We start from the raw sequence: 17,930 nt of genomic DNA on the forward strand, positions 1-17,930 counted from the left end.
TTACAGAACACCATGACGCGCTGCGAATGGTGTTCACGCCTGCAGCGGATGGCAGTTATACTGCTTGGAACCGTGCCGTGAATGAAGGGGAAAGTTACGGCTTGGAAGTCTTCGACTTCCGGCAAGAACAGATTCGGAAAAACGGTCGGCAGGGTACCGATTTACAGGAAGGACGGGAAGAGCTGGAGGAGCCGTCGTGGAGTCGGTTAGTGGAAGCGAAGGCTCGCGAGCTGCATTCCGGCATCTCCTTAGAGACCGGTCCGCTCGTAAAGCTGGGCTTATTCCAATGCGGTGATGGCGATCATTTGCTCATCGTGATTCACCATCTCGTAATTGACGGTATATCCTGGCGGATCTTGCTGGAAGACCTCGCCACGGCGTACGAGCAGGTTGTACAAGGGCGGGACATTCGTCTTCCGTTGAAAACCGATTCGTTCCAACTCTGGTCGCAACAACTGACTGCTTATGCTTCAAGTCCGGCTATGGAGGCGGAACGTGAATATTGGAGTCAGATGACGGGACGGGAGCAAAGACCATTGCCGAAGGATTACGATCAAGGCGGAGACACGGTCGAAAACAGCGCAACGTTTACCTTGCAATGGTCGCGGCGCGAAACGCAGCAGTTATTAACGCAAGCGAACCGGGCATACGGGACGGAGATTAACGATCTGCTGCTGACCGCACTGGGAATGGCGATTCAAGAATGGACGGGCAGTGAGCAGGTTGCCGTCATGTTGGAAGGGCACGGCAGGGAATCCATCCTGCCGGATGTGGACGTAAGCCGGACGGTAGGCTGGTTCACGAGTGCGTATCCGGTCATGCTTGACATGCAAGCGGATCTGGATCTGCCGCGGTGCATCAAGCTGGTCAAGGAAACGCTGCGAAGCATTCCGCATAAAGGCGTCGGGTACGGCATTTTGTGCTATCTGTCCCCATCGCGGGAGGATAGTATCCGGACGTTGGCGCCTGAGATCTCGTTTAATTACTTGGGGCAGTTCGATCAGGACTTGCAGAGCAGCGCGCTTCAAATGTCTTCGCTTTCGTCCGGGGATGCGGCAAGCCGCAGGCAAAAAAGGGCAGCCACACTCGAATTTAACGGCATGATCGCCGAAGGAACATTGACATTGAATCTGAGCTATAGCGCCGAGCAATATCGCAAAAAAACGATGCAGCAGTTGGGCAAACGGCTAAAGCATCATTTGCAGGAAGTGATTCGTCACTGCGCAGCAAAAGAATGCATAGAACTGACGCCTAGCGACGTGATGCAGCCAGACATGACGATTGAGGAACTAGAAGCGCTAGTACAGCGGAATCGTCACATCGGGGACATCGAGAATGTATATGCTTTGACGCCTATGCAGCAGGGAATGCTGTTCCACAGCCGTCTAGATCCTCAGGCGGGGGCTTATGTGAACCAAATGCTCATTTCGCTGCAGGGAGAACTGGATCTAATCGCATTGGAACGAAGCTGGAATAGGGTCATCCAGCGGCATGCGGTACTGCGGACGAGCGTAGATAGCGGTTGGCGCGATCAGCCGCTGCAGGTGGTCTATCGAAGCCGTACCTTGAAGATTGATTATTCCGACCTATCGATGAAGAGTGCGGCGGAACAAGAGCAGGCGTTGGGCTTACTCAAGGAAGAAGACCGCAAGAAAGGATTTGCGGTAGAGGCGGACGGCTTGATGCGTGTAGCGGTCGTGCGTACGGGACTGGAGACGCACCAGCTGCTGTGGAGCTTCCACCATATTCTGATGGATGGATGGTGCTTGCCGATCGTGGTCAAGGAAGTCCTTGAAGTGTACGCGGCCTTGTGCAAGGGAGAGCAGCCGCAATTGCTGCGAGTGAGCGAGTATAGCGAATATATACGCTGGCTGTCCGAACAGGACGCTCAAACGGCATCGAACTATTGGACAGACTTGCTTGGGGGCTTCGATCAAGCGGCAGAGCTACCGAGACGGCAGCGCCAAGTACAGGGATATGAAGCAAGGCGGGTGACCTGTTCATTGGATCGGAAGCGAACTGAACGGATCAGCCAAGCAGCACGAGAGCAGGGAGTGACGGTAAATACCCTGCTGCAGACGGCATGGGGACTGCTGCTGCACAAATACAGCGGGACAAGCGACGCGGTATTCGGCAGCGTGGTGTCCGGCAGACCGGCAAATCTTCCTGGTGTGGAAGGAATGATCGGGCTGTTCATCAATACGATTCCGGTTCGGGTGAAGTGCGAGCCGGGAGACACAGTAGCCCAAGTGTTGCAAAGAAATCAGGAGCAAGCGCTGGCGTCCCAAGCTTACGACTATTATCCGCTGCATGAAATTCAAGCTCAAAGTTCGAAAAATCGAGAGCTGTTCCATCACATTCTGATATTCGAAAACTACCCGGTGGAGGAGCAGGCAGCATCACTTGGAGATGCGGCTGGACTGAACATTACGGCAGTTCAAGCAGAGGAACAAACCAACTATGACCTGAATGTGATGATTATGCCTGGGGAAGAGCTGACGCTTCATTTTGACTTCAATGCGCAGGTGTACGAACGAGATGGAATGGAGCGTTTGCAAAGACATTTACTGCAAATCACAGAACAGATTGCAGCGGACTCAAGCATTCCGGTACAGGAGCTGGAACTGCTGACAGCGGCTGAGAGAGAACAACTGCTCGTGCAGTTCAATGATACAAAGGCAGCGATTCCGGAAGAGGCAAGCATTCCTTCGTTGTTCGAGCGGCAGGCAGCACAGACGCCGGATCAACTGGCTGTCGTATGTGCAGACCAGCGGCTGACTTACCGGGAGCTGGAGGAGCAGGCGAACCGCATTGCCCAATGGCTGCAGGCTCATGGCATAACGGAGGGAGATCATGTAGGCGTGCTGATAAATCGTTCGCCGCAGCTCATCGCAGGGCTGTTAGGAATCCTAAAAGCCGGGGCCGCGTACGTTCCAATTGACCCAATTCTTCCTAAGGAGCGTATGGAGGCGATAATCCGGGATTCCGGGATGAAGGCAATGCTTACCGATGCAGGATATGCGAAGACATTATCTGTCTTGCAAGATACATCGCTATGTTATTCATTACTTGTGGACGACCATAAACTGCTGGAAGAATATCCTGCCGAGCCCGTTGGCGTGGAAATAAAACCATCCGGCAGCGCATACGTCATCTATACCTCTGGTACGACTGGCACGCCGAAAGGGGTCGTTGTGGAGCATCGAAACGTGGTGAATTTCATCACGGGGATGATCCGCGAGCTTCCGTTCGGGAAGCATGCTTCGATGCTGTGCGTAACGACGGTGTCCTTCGACATCTTCGCCGCAGAGAGCTGGGTGCCGCTGAGCTGCGGCATGCAGATCGTCCTCGCAAGCGAGGAAGCGCAGCAGGATCCAGCCGTACTGGGAGAACTGTTGACTCAGCATCCGGTGCAGATGATGCAGATGACGCCTTCGCGTCTCATGCTGCTGCTCGGTAATGCACGGAGCGCGGCGCAGCTGCGGAGCGTCAAGACGCTGTTGGTAGGCGGGGAGGCCTTCCCTTCCAACTTGTATCGACAGTTGAAGAAGCATACGGATGCGACGCTGTACAACATGTACGGGCCGACAGAAACGACCGTGTGGTCCACGTTCGACCGCTTGGACGGGGAGGAGCGAATCAGCATCGGACGGCCGATGGCGAATACGCAGGTATATGTGCTGAACGAGGAGCTTCAACCGCAGCCGATTGGTGTGGCAGGAGAGCTCTGTATTGGTGGTGCGGGCGTCGCACGCGGATATTGGGCGCGACCAGAGCTGACGGCCGAGAAATTTGTTGACAATCCGTTCGTCTCTGGAGAACGTCTGTACCGGACCGGGGATTTGGCGCGCTGGTTGCCAGCCGGGCGGCTGGAGCATCTGGGACGTATCGACCATCAGGTGAAGATTCGGGGATACCGGATTGAACTAGGCGAAATCGAAGCCAGCCTGCTGCGTATTCCGGGCGTAAGCGAAGCCGTCGTAACTGTTGTAGAAACGAAAGAGGAAAAAGATCATGCGGAGGAATTATGCGCCTATATAACAGGTGCAAGGGATGAGCAAATGCTTGCGGCAGTCGAGATCCGCGCCGCCTTGGCTGAATCTTTGCCATCGTACATGATTCCATCGTACTTCGTGCAGCTGGAGGAGCTTCCGCTGACACCGAATGGCAAGGTGGATCGCCGGGCACTGCCGAAACCATCGGGAAGTGGAACGGCAGCGGAATATACAGCGCCGCGAACCAACGCTGAGGCGAAGCTGGCGCAGTTGTGGCAGGAGGTACTGGGCGTTGAACGCGTAGGCATTCATGACAATTTCTTCGAGCTGGGCGGACATTCATTGAAGGCGATGACGCTCGTATCAAAGATTCACCAGTTGCTCGGAATAGAACTGCCGTTAAGACAGTTGTTCCTTTCGCCAACGGTCGAAGGGCTGGCGGCTGCGCTGGAAGATGTGGAAGGAAGCGCGATGTATCAAGCATTGACTCCGGCAGGAGAACAAGAACATTACCCGCTGTCATCGTCCCAAAAACGGCTCTATTTCCTGCATCAATTAGAAGGAGCCGAGCTTAGCTACAACATGCCAGTGGCGCTGCGGCTTGAAGGAAAACTGGAACGGGTACAGCTTGAAGCAGCGCTGCATGCGCTCATTGCCCGTCACGAATCGCTACGCACTTCGTTTGCTATCATAGATGGCGAGCCGATACAGCAGGTACAAGACAAATGGAGCTTCTCTGTATCTTATGAGGAAGCGGAGGAAAGCGACGTCGAGAAGCTCATCCAGGCATTCCTTCGCCCGTTTGACCTAAGCGAAGCGCCACTACTGCGCGCAACCGTGTTGCGACTTGGTGAAATGCAGCACTTGCTGTTGATGGATATGCACCATATCATCTCGGACGGTGCGTCAATGAATATTTTGGTGACTGAATTTGTGAAGCTGTACGCGGGCGAAGCGCTGGATCCGTTAAAGCTGCAATACAAAGATTACGCCGTATGGCAGGAGAAGTACGCGCTTAGCGATGCTTACCGGGAGCAGGAACAATACTGGCTCGATCATTTCACGGGCGAACTACCGACTTTGCAGCTGCCAACCGATTTCACGCGTCCCGCTTTGCGCAGTTTTGCAGGCGACCGAGTTGATTTTAAGCTGGAGAAACCATTGTCGGAAGCGATCCAGCGGCTGGCACTGAACCAAGGGGTTACCGTCTATATGGTATTCTTGGCGGCATACAGTACCCTGCTGTCCCGCTTGTCTGGCAACGAGGAGATTATTGTTGGCTCGCCGGTAGCCGGACGCCCGCATGCGGATCTCGCAGGTATGATGGGGATGTTTGTCAATACGCTGGCTTTGCGCACATTCCCTTCCGAACAAAAAGCATTTGCCGAATACCTTGAGGAAATCAAGCAAACGTCGCTTGATGCCTTTGAACATGGCGAGTATCACTTTGAGGAATTAGTTGACCAAGTTGTCATCCAGCGTGATTTGAGCCGCAATCCGATCTTCGATGTGATATTCATGCTTCAAAATGCCGAAACCTTACAGCAGGATCTTTCGGATTTGAAAGTCGATTCTTATCCGCTTGCCGATACGCAGGCCAAGTTTGACCTCAGCTTAATGGTATCCGAGAGCGAGGCTGGCTACTACGGATCATTGGAGTTCGCTACCGCCTTGTTCACGCGGGAAACGATAGAACGATGGGCTGGTCATTTGACGGAGCTATTGAATCATGTGACGTCTGAGCCGGATACGACTCTCGGTGAAGTTAGATTAATGAGGGGAGACGATGAGCTCAATCAACTGATGGCATACAGCGGCTTGCCTATCCAAACCAAGCCTCGAACGACGACGATTGATCGGCGATTTGAGGAAATAGCCGGCCTATATCCGGATCGGACGGCCATTGTAAGCGGTGATCGGCATCTCACTTATGCGGAGCTGTGGATACAAGCGAGTCTTGTTGCCGCTAGACTGCGGAGAGAAGGAATGCAGCCGCGGGCAGCCGTTGCCATTCTGGCGGAACGCTCAATCGAATTCGTCGTTGCGGTACTGGGAATATTGCAGGCGGGTGGAGTGTATGTGCCGCTGGATCCGGACGCGCCTGAGGAGCGTGGCCTGTATATCTTGGGCGATTGCGGAGCGGAATTCCTGTTGGCTGCACAAAAACGAACAGTTCCGGCGTCTTATCCGGGAACGGTCATCACACTTGATAATGGAGATCTTCAGGATCAAGCTTTAGTAGCGCTAGAGGATTTGGAACGTTTGGAGCTTGAAGAAGCGCATGACTGTGGTTCTGATGAGCCGGCCTACATTCTATATACCTCGGGCACCACGGGGAGACCAAAGGGAGTGCTGGTAACGCACGGAAATGTACTTCATCTGGTGAATAACAATGGGTATGTTCCTTTCCATGACAATCATCGCTTCGCACAGACTGGTTCGGTAAGCTTTGATGCGGCTACGTTTGAAATTTTCGGAGCACTCCTGCACGGTGGATCCTTGCATCCGGTTGAGAAAGACGTGCTGCTGGACGCGCGTCGAATAGGGGCGTTTTTGACGGAGCAAAGGATTACGGTTCTGTTCTTGACGACATCTCTCTTCCATCATCTATCCGATGAGGATGCGGCTCTGTTTGCCAGCGTACAGCACCTGATTATTGGCGGGGAGGCTCTTTCGCCGAAGCATGCTTACGCTGTGAAGATGGCATGTCCAAAGCTTATGATCTGGAACGGTTATGGACCTACCGAGAACACGACATTCTCGACTGCATTTGCAATCGAGGATGTCCATAGCAAAAACAACATTCCGATCGGCCGGCCGATTGAGGGGACGACAGCCTATGTATTAAGCACGGAGGGTCAGCTGCTCCCAGTCGGGGTGCCTGGGGAATTGTGTCTTGGGGGCGAAGGCGTAGCTGCAGGGTATTGGAATCTGCCGGAGCTTACACATGAGAAATTCATGCCGGATCCATTTATTGCAGGCGGAAGAATGTACAGAACTGGGGATTTGGTGCGCTGGCTCTCGGACGGAACGCTCGAATATTTGGGAAGAATCGATCAGCAAGTCAAAATACGCGGCTATCGGATTGAACCTGGCGAAATTGAGGCACGACTCCTGCTTCATGCCGATATTCGCCAAGCGGCGGTCGTAACTTGGGCAGAGCCGGCTGGAAGCGAGGTTTTGTGCGCTTATTACGTAAGCAGCAAGCGCCTGGAACCAGCTGAATTGAGACATCACCTTAGCGTCGCTTTGCCTGAATATATGGTTCCTGCGCATTTCATGCATTTGTTGGAACTTCCGCTTACGAGAAATGGCAAGCTTGATCGCATGGCGCTGCCCGAGCCAGAAAAGAATGCGGTATCGGACAGTGCGTTCCTGCCGCCGCAGACAGTAACGGAGATTAGGCTTGCGATGCTATGGCAGGATGTATTAGGGGTACAGCGGGTAGGTCTGAACGACAATTTCTTTGAACTAGGAGGCCAATCTTTACGAGCAATGACGCTGGTTTCACGGATTCATCAACAGCTGCATGCACAAATCAAGCTGCACGATGTATTCCAGGCGCCTACGCTTGAACGGATGAGCCAAATTATCGAATCATCGGCGGGCTCACCGTATGAAGATTTGATTCCTGTACCAAATCAAGATTACTATCCGTTATCCTCTGCCCAGAAACGGATGTATGTATTGCAGCAGCTTCAAGGAGAAGAACAGGCTTATAATATGCCGAACATTTTCCAATTGGAAGGGCCAGTTGATTTGGAGCGCATAAATGATGCGCTTCATGGCCTAATTAAGCGGCATGAGGTGCTGCGTACTTCATTTGAAATGGTGGAAGACAGTCCCGTTCAGCTCGTACATGATACGGTGGAATTCTCCGTTTCTTATACGGAGGCGAACGAAGAGGATGCAAGCCAGGCGATTCGCGAGTTTTACTTCCCATTTGATCTCACACGCGCTCCGCTGCTTCGCGTAGGACTGATACACTTGCAAGAGGAACAGCACCTGCTGCTGTTCGACATGCATCACATCATTTCGGATGGCGTTTCGATGAGTATATTGATCAAGGAGTTCGGGAAGCTGTACTCCGGCGAGACTATGCCGTTCCCGCGCCTTCAATATAAAGATTACAGCACTTGGCAAAGCCGGTATGTGATGATGGAAGGTTACAAAAAACAGGAAGCGTATTGGTTGGGGAAATATACGGGAGAGCTTCCGGTATTGGAATTGCCTCTAGACTACCCGAGACTGCCTGCACGCAGTTTTGCAGGAGACAGGGTGCATCTGGAATTGGATCTCCATCTTACCGGAGAAATGACAAAACTAACGCAACATACAGGGACTACCTTCTACATGCTGCTATTGGCGGCATACAGTACGCTGCTGTCGCGTCTCAGCGGACAGGACGATATCGTTGTCGGCTCGCCCACTGCTGGCAGGCCGCATGCAGATCTTGCTGATATGTTGGGCATGTTTGTAAATACACTAGCGCTGCGTACCAACCCGGCCGGCGAAAAAGAGTTTTTAAGCTATTTGCTGGAAGTAAAGGAAAACGCACTTGATGCGTTCGTCCATCAAGAGTATCCATTCGAAGAGCTGGTGGAAAAGGTTGTCAGTCGGCGGGATGTGAGCCGCAGTCCTCTATTTGATGTCATGCTTGTCCTGCAAAATATGGAGAAGGAGCAAATGGAGCTGGAACATGTCCGGTTGACCACCTATCCGTACGAAGGAATCGCTGCAAAGTTCGATCTCACGCTAACCGCCATTGAGCATGAAAAAGGGATGAGCCTTACTTTCACGTATGCTGCGGATCTGTTTGACCGTGCAACGATTGAACAATGGGCATCTTACTTTAAAGTGCTATTGGAATCGGCAGTATTGGATCCAAAGCAGCGGCTCGCGGATTTGCCTTTGCTTGACGAAGAGGCGCGGCAGCGGATGCAAGCCTATACGCAAGGTGCATCAATGAATTGTTGTGATGAGCACACTTTGGATCAATGGTATGCAAAGCAAGCCAGAAGAACGCCTGATCGATACGCTGTCATTTGCGGTGAAAGCCGGATGACTTACAAGGAGTTGAATGAACAAGCCGACCGCCTCGCCGAGCTGTTGCTTGACAGGGGAGTAGGCCCGGATCGGATTGTCGGTCTCTTCCTGCCGCCATCTCCGGAATTAATCATCGGAATGCTCGCGATTTGGAAAGCCGGCGGTGCCTATCTTCCGATCGATCCTGAGGTGAATTCAGAGCGGTTGACATACATGCTGAAGGATTCGGAGACAGCCCTGCTGCTGACGATAAGCGAATGGGAGTCCAGTCTGCATCTTCCGGTGGAGTGTCTGAGTTTGGATCGGCTTCCTGCAAAATCGTCGGGTGTCAGCAATGATAGGCTGAATGCAAGTCGCAGCTTGGACGATTTGGCATACGTCATTTATACATCGGGAAGTACAGGGACGCCAAAGGGCGTCAAAATTATGCATCGAAATGTGGCGGCTTATGCAACATGGTTTATCGAAGAAGCTGGCATTGTGGAGGAGGATCGTACGGCCCTTGTTTCCTCATTCGCCTTTGACCTGGGATATACGGCAGTATTTTCAGCTCTATTGTCCGGGACGGCGCTGCATTTGCCAGGTAAAGATACCTACATGGATCCGGAAAATTTGCTGGAGTACCTTATCCGGGAAAGAATCACTTACGTCAAAATGACACCGTCCCTGTTCGGTCTTCTTGTAAGAAGTCAGTGTTTTGCGGAGCATTCGGTTAACGACTATCTTCGTTTGGTCGTACTCGGCGGGGAGTCAATCAACTGTGCAGATGTGGATCTGTTCTTTGCCAAGTATGAGTGTGCCGAAGTGATGCAGCATTATGGGCCGACGGAGACGACAATCGGTTCCATAGCAATGAAGATGGATGTCGAACAGTTCCAAATTTTCCGGAACCGACCGGTATTAGGAAGACCGATTGCAGGCGAACAGGTTTTTATTGTCGACTCTAATGCAATACCAGTTCCGATGGGTGTTGTGGGGGAAATCGCAATTGGCGGACATGGAGTAAGCCGAGGCTATGTGAACCTGCCGGCTGAGACAGACAAGCGATTCGTGAGTCAATCGATCGCTTCGAATCAGCGGTTGTACTTGACAAGTGATCGTGGCCGAGTACTGGCAAATGGTATGATCGAGTACTTAGGTCGCAGCGATCATCAAGTAAAAATCCGCGGTTACCGGGTTGAACTGGGAGAGATTGAAGCGCGGTTGAAGCAAATGGACAGGGTCACGGAGGTTGCTGTGTTGGCTATTCCGGATAGCCAGGGTATATTGGATTTGAGTGCATTTGTCGTGGCCGAAGGTCCAATCGACAAGGCAGAATTGTGGAAACAATTGCGTTTGCAGCTGCCTGACTATATGATTCCGTCTCGCTTCCATCAGCTTGAAAAGCTGCCGCTGACAGCCAACGGCAAGGTTGACCGTGCAACGCTGGCTAAGCATCAGATCTCGATGCCTGCAATTCAGCAGACTAAATATACGGCTCCTCGAAATTCACTGGAGCAAGCACTTGCCGATCTATGGCAGGAGGTATTGGGTATAGAACGTGTTGGAATTGAGGATGATTTCTTCGAGATCGGCGGGCAGTCGTTGAGATTGATTCAGACAATTGGGAAGATTCGGCGAGAATTGAAGCTGGAAATTTCCCTTCGTGATGCCTTTGCCCATACGACCGTGGCAAAATTGGCGCAATATTTTGAAGCCCGGGGAAGTAAGGTTGAGGAACATATATGTTCGGTATGGAACCCGGATAACGAAGTATCCCTGTTCTGTTTCCCGCCAATTGTGGGGTATGGTCAGGTGTTCATGAAAATGGCGGAGGAACTGCAAGATGTTGCCGCGATTTACGCCTTTGACTTTATCGAAGCGGAAGATAGGATTCGCTATTATGCGAACCATATTCAGAAGTTACAGCCACAAGGAATGCTTCATTTGCTTGGCTACTCGGCAGGTGGAAATTTGGCTTTCGAAGTGGCCAAACAATTGGAGAGCGATGGGCGGGAAGTAGCTCATCTCATCATGCTAGACGCTTATCCGAGAAAGAACGTGCTCCAAGCTGCGGATCAGGCAGCGTATGTTGAGTCGCTGCAGGACGAAATTTCGCGTTTCATCGCTCATGTGCCTGAAGCAGACGGAGAGGAAGTACTTCAGAACATCGTCAAATACAAGTCATGGGTTGACAGCGTGGCGACGACTGGAAGGACTCATGCCTGTATTCACTTGATTCGCTCGGAATATGCGGAAGAGCAGTCAACGCATAATTACTGGGAGAACTGGACCTCTGGAGATCACAACCTGTATCAAGGAAGCGGGAAGCATGAAAAGATGCTGGAAGACGAGGATGCAAGCAGGAATGGAGCTATTATCAGAACCATATTCCAGCGGGAAGTGTAATGAAGAATAACGGTAAAGGTAGAAGGCGGGGGAGTTATTATCTCCCGTCTTTTTCCATATTTCACAAATAAGTAAAGAATTCTTTTAGATGTAGCTTCATAATATTCAGGGTGGCATGCCCAAGAGCAACAGCAAATCAAGCAACATTGGCATCATTTTTCGATCTTGAAGGAAGGAGATGAAAAAGGTTTGAAGTTTCGCATGGAGTTTCGCTTTAAACCATTATTTTTGGAGGTGCTACTGGTATGTTCAACGAAAGGCCAATTATGAAAAGGACAAAATTAATGGCCGTCCTGCTCTCATTTTCTTTACTTGTTTCCTTGTCCGGAGTAATTGCGCTGCTTCCATCGAAGGCTTCTGCTGCAAGCTCTCCCGATGACAATTTTTCAGCAAAGACGCTAAAGTTCCTTCGTGCCAATACAGGACTTGATGGCGAGCAGTGGGACAATATTATGAAACTCATTAACAAACCTGAGCAGGACTCGCTTAAATGGACCGAGTACTATGGGTACTGCGAGGACATTGATGATGATCGCGGGTATACAATCGGCATTTTCGGAGCCACGACAGGGGGAGACAACGACAAGCATCCGGACGGCCCGACTTTGTTCAAGGAATTCGACGCTGCTAGCGGTGCTTCTAAACCTTCGGTTGAAGGAGGCTTGTCCCGAATTGGTGTTAATGGGTCAATGAAAGGATCGATATTGAAAATTAACGATAGCGAAAAAGTGTTCTGCGGCAAAATCAAAAATTTGCAAAACAATAGTGCGTGGAGAGAGGCAATGTGGCAAACCTTTTATAAGGTTTACATAAAATACAGCGTGGAGCAAGCGCGCCAACGCGGTTTCAATTCTGCGCTGACGATCGGTTCCTTTGTCGATACAGCCTTAAATCAGGGCGCTACTGGAGGTTCCGGAACACTTGAAGGCCTTTTGTCTCGTTCAGGCAAAAGTAACGACGAGAAGACATTTATGAAAAAATTTTATGACGAGAGAACAAAAATCGTAGATACCAACCAATACAATCAGCCGCCTAACGGCAAGAACCGTGTGAAGCAATGGAGCCAACTGTGGGATATGGGGAAAGCAGACCTCAAGAACGCTGACGAAGCGGTCGTTAAAGTCACCAGTTGGAAAATGAAATAAGTCAAAAATCCCGCGACCGTTGTTCGGATGCGGGATTTTTTCTGTCATCTTTTTGAAAGGTACAGTTTAATTCCATCTAACTATCATTAAAAAAGTGATGAAAAGAATGCAGCAGCCCGCTATAAATGGAGCGAATAGATTGGCGTCAAATAAGAAACCAGCCAAAGTGGGGCCAACAATATTTCCAACGCTCATGTAAGCATTATTCATCCCGGCTACATCCCCCTGCTCATTGCCTGCCATCTTGGATAATTGCGTATTCAACGCTGGCCGAAGCATGGATACCGCAAAAAATATGATGGAAGTGACAAGGAATATGCTCCAAAAATGAGTAGCGAATAAAAGTACAATATAGGCAGTTGACATTAAGAGAAGAGAGCCTTTGATTACCTTCGTTTTACCGAATGCCTGAATGATTTTCGCGACAAGCAATGCTTGCATGCCAACGCCGATTATCGCCCCGGTGGTTAGAATGATGGCAATATGCTGTGCTGTGAATTGGAATTGGGTCGTTACATATAAGCCGAGCACGGATTCATAATTGGCGAGTCCGAAAGTCATTACTAGTACAAGCATGAAGAGCATCGCATATTTGGATGTTATTGATTTGGCATACAGCATCCACAGCGCATCTCCAAGAGCGAACAGCAGCTTAGCAGCACTGAATATGACAAGTCCGGCAAGAATAAATGTTTTTCTCCCATATCGATCAGACAGGCTGCCTGTAAGCGGGGACAGCAGAAACTGAGTAATGCCGTAAGCGGCAACTAACAATCCCATCGCCTGACCGTTTGCGTCGAATTCGATGATCAATTCAGGCAGGATGGGCGTAATCAAGCCAACACCGGCCATCACAATAAATATATTGAGCATTAATATTGCGAGTATTTTGTTGTTTTTGAGAAAGGTAACCATACGAAAGCCTCCTTACTGGTGGACTGCACCACATGAATGATGATGTTTTAGCAAGTTGTAGAAACCAAAAAACCTCCTTATCCATACTGGATAGGAGGCAGACATGTCTGGATACGTACCATCCAAAATACGCGAATAGAATAGAACTCGATCGATTTTAAACAACATTGTCGCTAAAATATGGGTTGTCCGTGTATTCGTAGATTTGGTACGATAACGGAAAATAGGGCTACGACAAAGGAAACAAATGAATACATTAGAACTGGTGAATTCGTGAAAAGGGAAGGGGACCACGATCTTGCTGCAAATTATCAATTTGAAAGACCGAATGGATTTACTGGAACAGGTGAGTCATTGGCTGTGGCAGCAATGGGCAAGCGATAAGCCCTACGAAGCGATCAAGTACGCGACAGAACATCATGTCCATGTCGACCGTGTGCCGATGACATTCGTGGCTTTGCTGGATAAGCAGCCTGTAGGTACGGTATCGCTATGGATGAATGATTTTAAGTGTCGTCAAGATTTGTACCCATGGCTGGCGAGCTTGTATGTGACGGAAGCAGCAAGGGGACAAGGAGTCGCGGCTGCGCTTCAACAATATGTTGTACAAGAGGCAAAGCGGCTCGGATATGATAATTTATACTTGAACACGAATCATATTGGATTTTACGAAAGACAAGGTTGGGAGTTTGTAGAATCAGCGCCGCTGCTGGAAGGTGGTTATAAACGAATATACAGGAAAAAACTAACATATTAATCGAAAGGGCAGCGGAGAGCTGCCCTTTATTTTTGCCAAAAAGAGATATAATTTCTCTCAAATCCCCAGAATTAATGATTTATTCAATGGATGTTTTCCCTAGTTTGATGAAAAGGAAACTGATTTTGTATGCTCTTATTTTAGAGTGACCTCCTCATTACTTGCAAAATTCGACAATGTGATGAAATGGGTGAAAGCGCCCTTGTAAAGGTTTACGGGATTCGAATATGTATGGTCTTCGTCCTAATTCTGGGAAGAAGTTGCTGCGTCGAAAGTACTATTCGGAAATAAAAACAGGAATTTAGCTGCATGACTGTAGCTCTGTGTGACGCCGATATTAGGTTTATCGTTCATCTATCGTGAACGTACACCAATATACACATGGGGGATAACTGCAGATGAAACATCAGACGAAACAACTGACGAAAAAACAGAAGAAACAACAGATGAAGGAGCAGATGAAACAACGAGCATGGATGAAGTGGACTTCGATTTTGTTGGCGGCCACTATCGCGACGGGGAGTACAGCGGGCTTCGCAGCAGCTGAGGAGCGAGGATTGCAGGTTCGGGAAGATGCCGCTCAGTTTGGAATTCACAATGTGATCGCACAGCAAGAACCTTCTGGATCTGATTTGCCGTCCGACATGGAAGGAAGACTGCCGATGGCGGAACAGTCTGAAGATCCAGGGATCCCGGAGCCGCCTGCCCGGGCTGTAAAGAGCATAAGCAAACAATCCACATACAGCATGGCCGATTTGAATGCACTGTCGTATGAGGAGCTTACAGATCTGCTGGTAAGCATTGATTGGGAAAAGATTCCTGAGTTGTTCAAATTAAATGAGGATAGTCGACGTTTTTATGCGGACGAAAATCGCATGCAAGCGATCATTGATCGGCTGGAGGAGAGCGGAAGACGATTTACAACTGAGGATATGAAGGGTATTCCAACGTTGGTAGAGGTACTGCGTTCTGGTGTATACCTGGGGTATTACAATAAGGAGCTGAGTCGCCTTAATGAGCTGGATTTCCGTGAGAAAATGCTGCCTGCTATAAAGGCGATTATTGATAACCCGTCTTTTACTTGGGGAAATGAAGTGCAGCATTCAGTTATTTCGGCAACGGGCAGACTGATTTCTAACGTCACAGTTGATACGTATATCGTCAACCGGTTGACCGGACTGTTGTCAGACTTTACTGATCGCCAAGAGCAATTAGGAGGTAATTTCTTATCTGGAAAGGCCTTCTACGACGTAATCCAGGGCGTCGGGTATGTTCTGATGTATCGCATGACCGAGCCGGATCAGAAGGCCGAATTCAAAGGCAATATAGACGGATATTTGGAGCAATTATTCCGTCTGGGGAGCGAAGGTTCCACAGCAGAGGATAAGAAATGGCTGACCAGCAATGCAATTTACTATTCTGGCGCGCTCGGGCATTATCATAGCGATCCGGAGAAAGCGAACCGGGTGCTGACGGACGTTATGCAGACGCAGCCGAAGCTTGGGGAGTTCTATTTCGTAGCAGCAGATCAGATTGCACGGAATTACGATGAGAAGGACGCTTTTGGCAACCGGGTTGATATCGACGAACTGAAGCAGCGCGGAAAGGAACATTATTTACCGCAGCGGGTTGAATTCGATGATGGCCAGATAGTGTTCCGGGCGGGGGGCCAATTGACCCAAGAGCAACTCCAACGCTTATATTGGGCGGCGAAAGAAGTGAAGGCCCAATTCCACCGGGTCATTGGCAATGACAAGCCATTAGAGGCGGGAAATGCAGACGATGTACTTACGATCGTCATTTATAACAGTCCGGATGAATACAAGATGAACAAGTTCTTGTACGGGTACGACACGGAAAACGGCGGTATTTATATCGAAGGGGTAGGTACCTTCTTTACGTATGATCGCACGGAAAATCAAAGTATTTATAGTTTGGAGGAGTTGTTCCGGCACGAGTTTACCCATTATTTGCAAGCACGCTTTGAGGTGCCGGGCCAGTTTGGACAAGGGCCGTTGTATCAAGGCGGACGCATGCAATGGTTCGATGAAGGCGGAGCCGAATTCTTCGCTGGCGCCACGCGAATGGAGGGAATTAAGCCCCGCAAGTCGGTTGTCGGCTATTTGGTTGGTGACGAGCCGGGGCAGCGCTTCACTGTGTCGGATACCGTAAATTCAAAATATGGATCATGGCAATTTTATAATTATTCCTTTGCATTATACGACTATTTATATCATCATGACTTTAATGCGATGGATCGGATTCATCGTGCCATCCGGTACAATGATGCGAATGCTTATGAGCAGCAGCTCGCGTCCATAAGCGGCGATGCACGCACGAACGAATCATACCAGCGCTCTATCGACGAGGCGGTTGCTCGCTATGAAGAATTGTCGACACCGCTCGTATCTGACGACTATTTACAAGCGGTAGAGCAGAAGCCGGAACTCGAAATTTACGATGAGATCACGAATGTGGCTGGACTTCGCAACAGAAGCGTTAAGAAAAGTAATTCTGGCTTGTTCAAATCGTACGAACTGCGCGGCACTTATGTCGGCGGTGCCTCTGCAGGAGTAGAACAAGATTGGCAGTCGATGAACAAGTTGACGGATGGCTTCCTGCAATCTTTGTCAGACAAACCATGGAACGGATACAAGACGCTTACGGCATACTTTACTAATTACCGTGTTAATGATGAAGGCAATTTCGTTTATGATGTTGTGTTCAATGGCAAGCTTCCCGAAGGTGCAGACGGTGGGGATGTAGAATTGCCGGATGGCGGCACCAATCCCGGAAACGGCAACGAAGGCAACAATGGGGATAAAGACGGCGATCAAAAAGATACTGCGGATCGTGAGCCAAACGACACATGGAAGACAGCTGTTCGACTCGACGATACAGGAAAAACGATTTCCGGTAAATTGAGTAATAAGGATGCGCTGGATATTTATCGTTTTGACGCGAAGCAGGCAGGGGAATGGACGATCGAATTGGAATCGGCGCAGGAACTGGGAGTAGCTTGGGTGCTATTCCATGAGTCTGACCCGAACAATTATCAGGCCTATCCGACTAAAAGGGAAGGGAACAGCTTAGCTGGCTCTATATCCGTTTCCGAGCCGGGAACCTATTATTTACACGTATATGCGGCAACAGAAGGAGATCAGTCGTATCGTCTGTCTGTTAAGTCGGAAGCGCAGCAACAGCCTGAACCAGAGGTGTCTTTATTTGAGGAGACTGAACCGAATGATGCGCCTGACATGGCTAATGGACCGGTACCAGTAGGCCGGACGGTAAATGGAACGCTTGAAGGAGACGACAAGCAGGATGTATTCATGATTGACTTGGACAAACCAACATCGTTGAACATTGGATTGGAAAAGCAGCAGGGCGAACACGTAAATTGGGTGTTGTACCGCGAGGGCGATAATGAGCAAGTTCTGTATCCTGTTGATATAGACGGAAATTGGATGAAGGGTCAAGTCGAAGCGGAACCTGGCCGGTATCATTTGTATGTGTATAAATTTGCCGATGAGGATGTTCGTTACAAGCTCGAAATTCAATAATATTTAATTTCATAACAGGTAAGTTGGTTACCGAAGTGCTGCTGTAACCGAAAAAGCGAGCGTGTCACTCTTCATTGAGCGGCACGCTTTTTTTCAGTTATCAAGCGTTTATCAAAATATA

6 protein-coding genes are annotated in these 17,930 nt (G+C 49.8%); 5 read left to right on the plus strand and 1 reads right to left on the minus strand.

Going from position 1 to position 17,930, the window contains the following annotated elements:
* Both PBN151_RS24485 and PBN151_RS24490 read left to right on the plus strand, forming a co-directional pair.
* A partial coding sequence (locus PBN151_RS24485) for a non-ribosomal peptide synthetase (RefSeq protein WP_072731090.1) occupies window positions 1-11,429 on the plus strand: 11,429 nt, incomplete at its 5' end.
* A gap of 266 nt (window positions 11,430-11,695) precedes the next feature.
* Complete coding sequence (locus PBN151_RS24490; protein WP_227775045.1) at window positions 11,696-12,574, plus strand: chitosanase; 879 nt, start codon at window positions 11,696-11,698, stop codon at window positions 12,572-12,574.
* 66 nt (window positions 12,575-12,640) lie between these two features.
* Here PBN151_RS24490 and PBN151_RS24495 read toward each other — a convergent pair whose 3' ends face one another.
* Window positions 12,641-13,489 (minus strand): MFS transporter, encoded by an 849-nt coding sequence (locus PBN151_RS24495; RefSeq protein WP_072731092.1) that lies wholly within the window; start codon window positions 13,487-13,489, stop codon window positions 12,641-12,643.
* 298 nt (window positions 13,490-13,787) lie between these two features.
* Here PBN151_RS24495 and PBN151_RS24500 point away from each other — a divergent pair, with 298 nt between their 5' ends.
* The 3 genes from PBN151_RS24500 (at window position 13,788) to PBN151_RS24505 (ending at window position 17,809) form a co-directional block, all read left to right on the plus strand.
* A complete protein-coding gene (locus tag PBN151_RS24500) occupies window positions 13,788-14,246 on the plus strand; it encodes a GNAT family N-acetyltransferase (RefSeq protein ID WP_072731093.1) in 459 nt (152 codons plus the stop codon).
* A 325-nt stretch (window positions 14,247-14,571) separates the two neighbouring features.
* Window positions 14,572-14,793: a hypothetical protein gene (locus PBN151_RS31500; RefSeq protein ID WP_175560790.1), complete on the plus strand. Its 222-nt coding sequence runs from the start codon at window positions 14,572-14,574 to the stop codon at window positions 14,791-14,793.
* The gene (locus PBN151_RS24505; protein WP_072731283.1) at window positions 14,705-17,809 is read left to right on the plus strand and encodes a collagenase; all 3,105 of its coding nucleotides are present in this window, start codon (window positions 14,705-14,707) and stop codon (window positions 17,807-17,809) included. The genes PBN151_RS31500 and PBN151_RS24505 overlap by 89 nt, the downstream gene beginning before the upstream one ends.
* Window positions 17,810-17,930 lie beyond the last annotated feature (121 nt).

Origin of the sequence: Paenibacillus sp. NAIST15-1 (assembly GCF_001894745.1) — a bacterium.
Taxonomy (GTDB): Bacteria; Bacillota; Bacilli; order Paenibacillales; family Paenibacillaceae; genus Paenibacillus_B; species Paenibacillus_B suaedae.

What these genes read in the sequence shown, in the direction of transcription:
- PBN151_RS24505 (WP_072731283.1), top strand. Translation starts at nt 14,705, where the DNA reads ATGAAACAACGAGCATGGATGAAGTGGACTTCGATTTTGTTGGCGGCC.
- PBN151_RS24490 (WP_227775045.1), top strand. Translation starts at nt 11,696, where the DNA reads ATGAAAAGGACAAAATTAATGGCCGTCCTGCTCTCATTTTCTTTACTT.
- PBN151_RS24495 (WP_072731092.1), bottom strand. Translation starts at nt 13,489, where the DNA reads ATGGTTACCTTTCTCAAAAACAACAAAATACTCGCAATATTAATGCTC.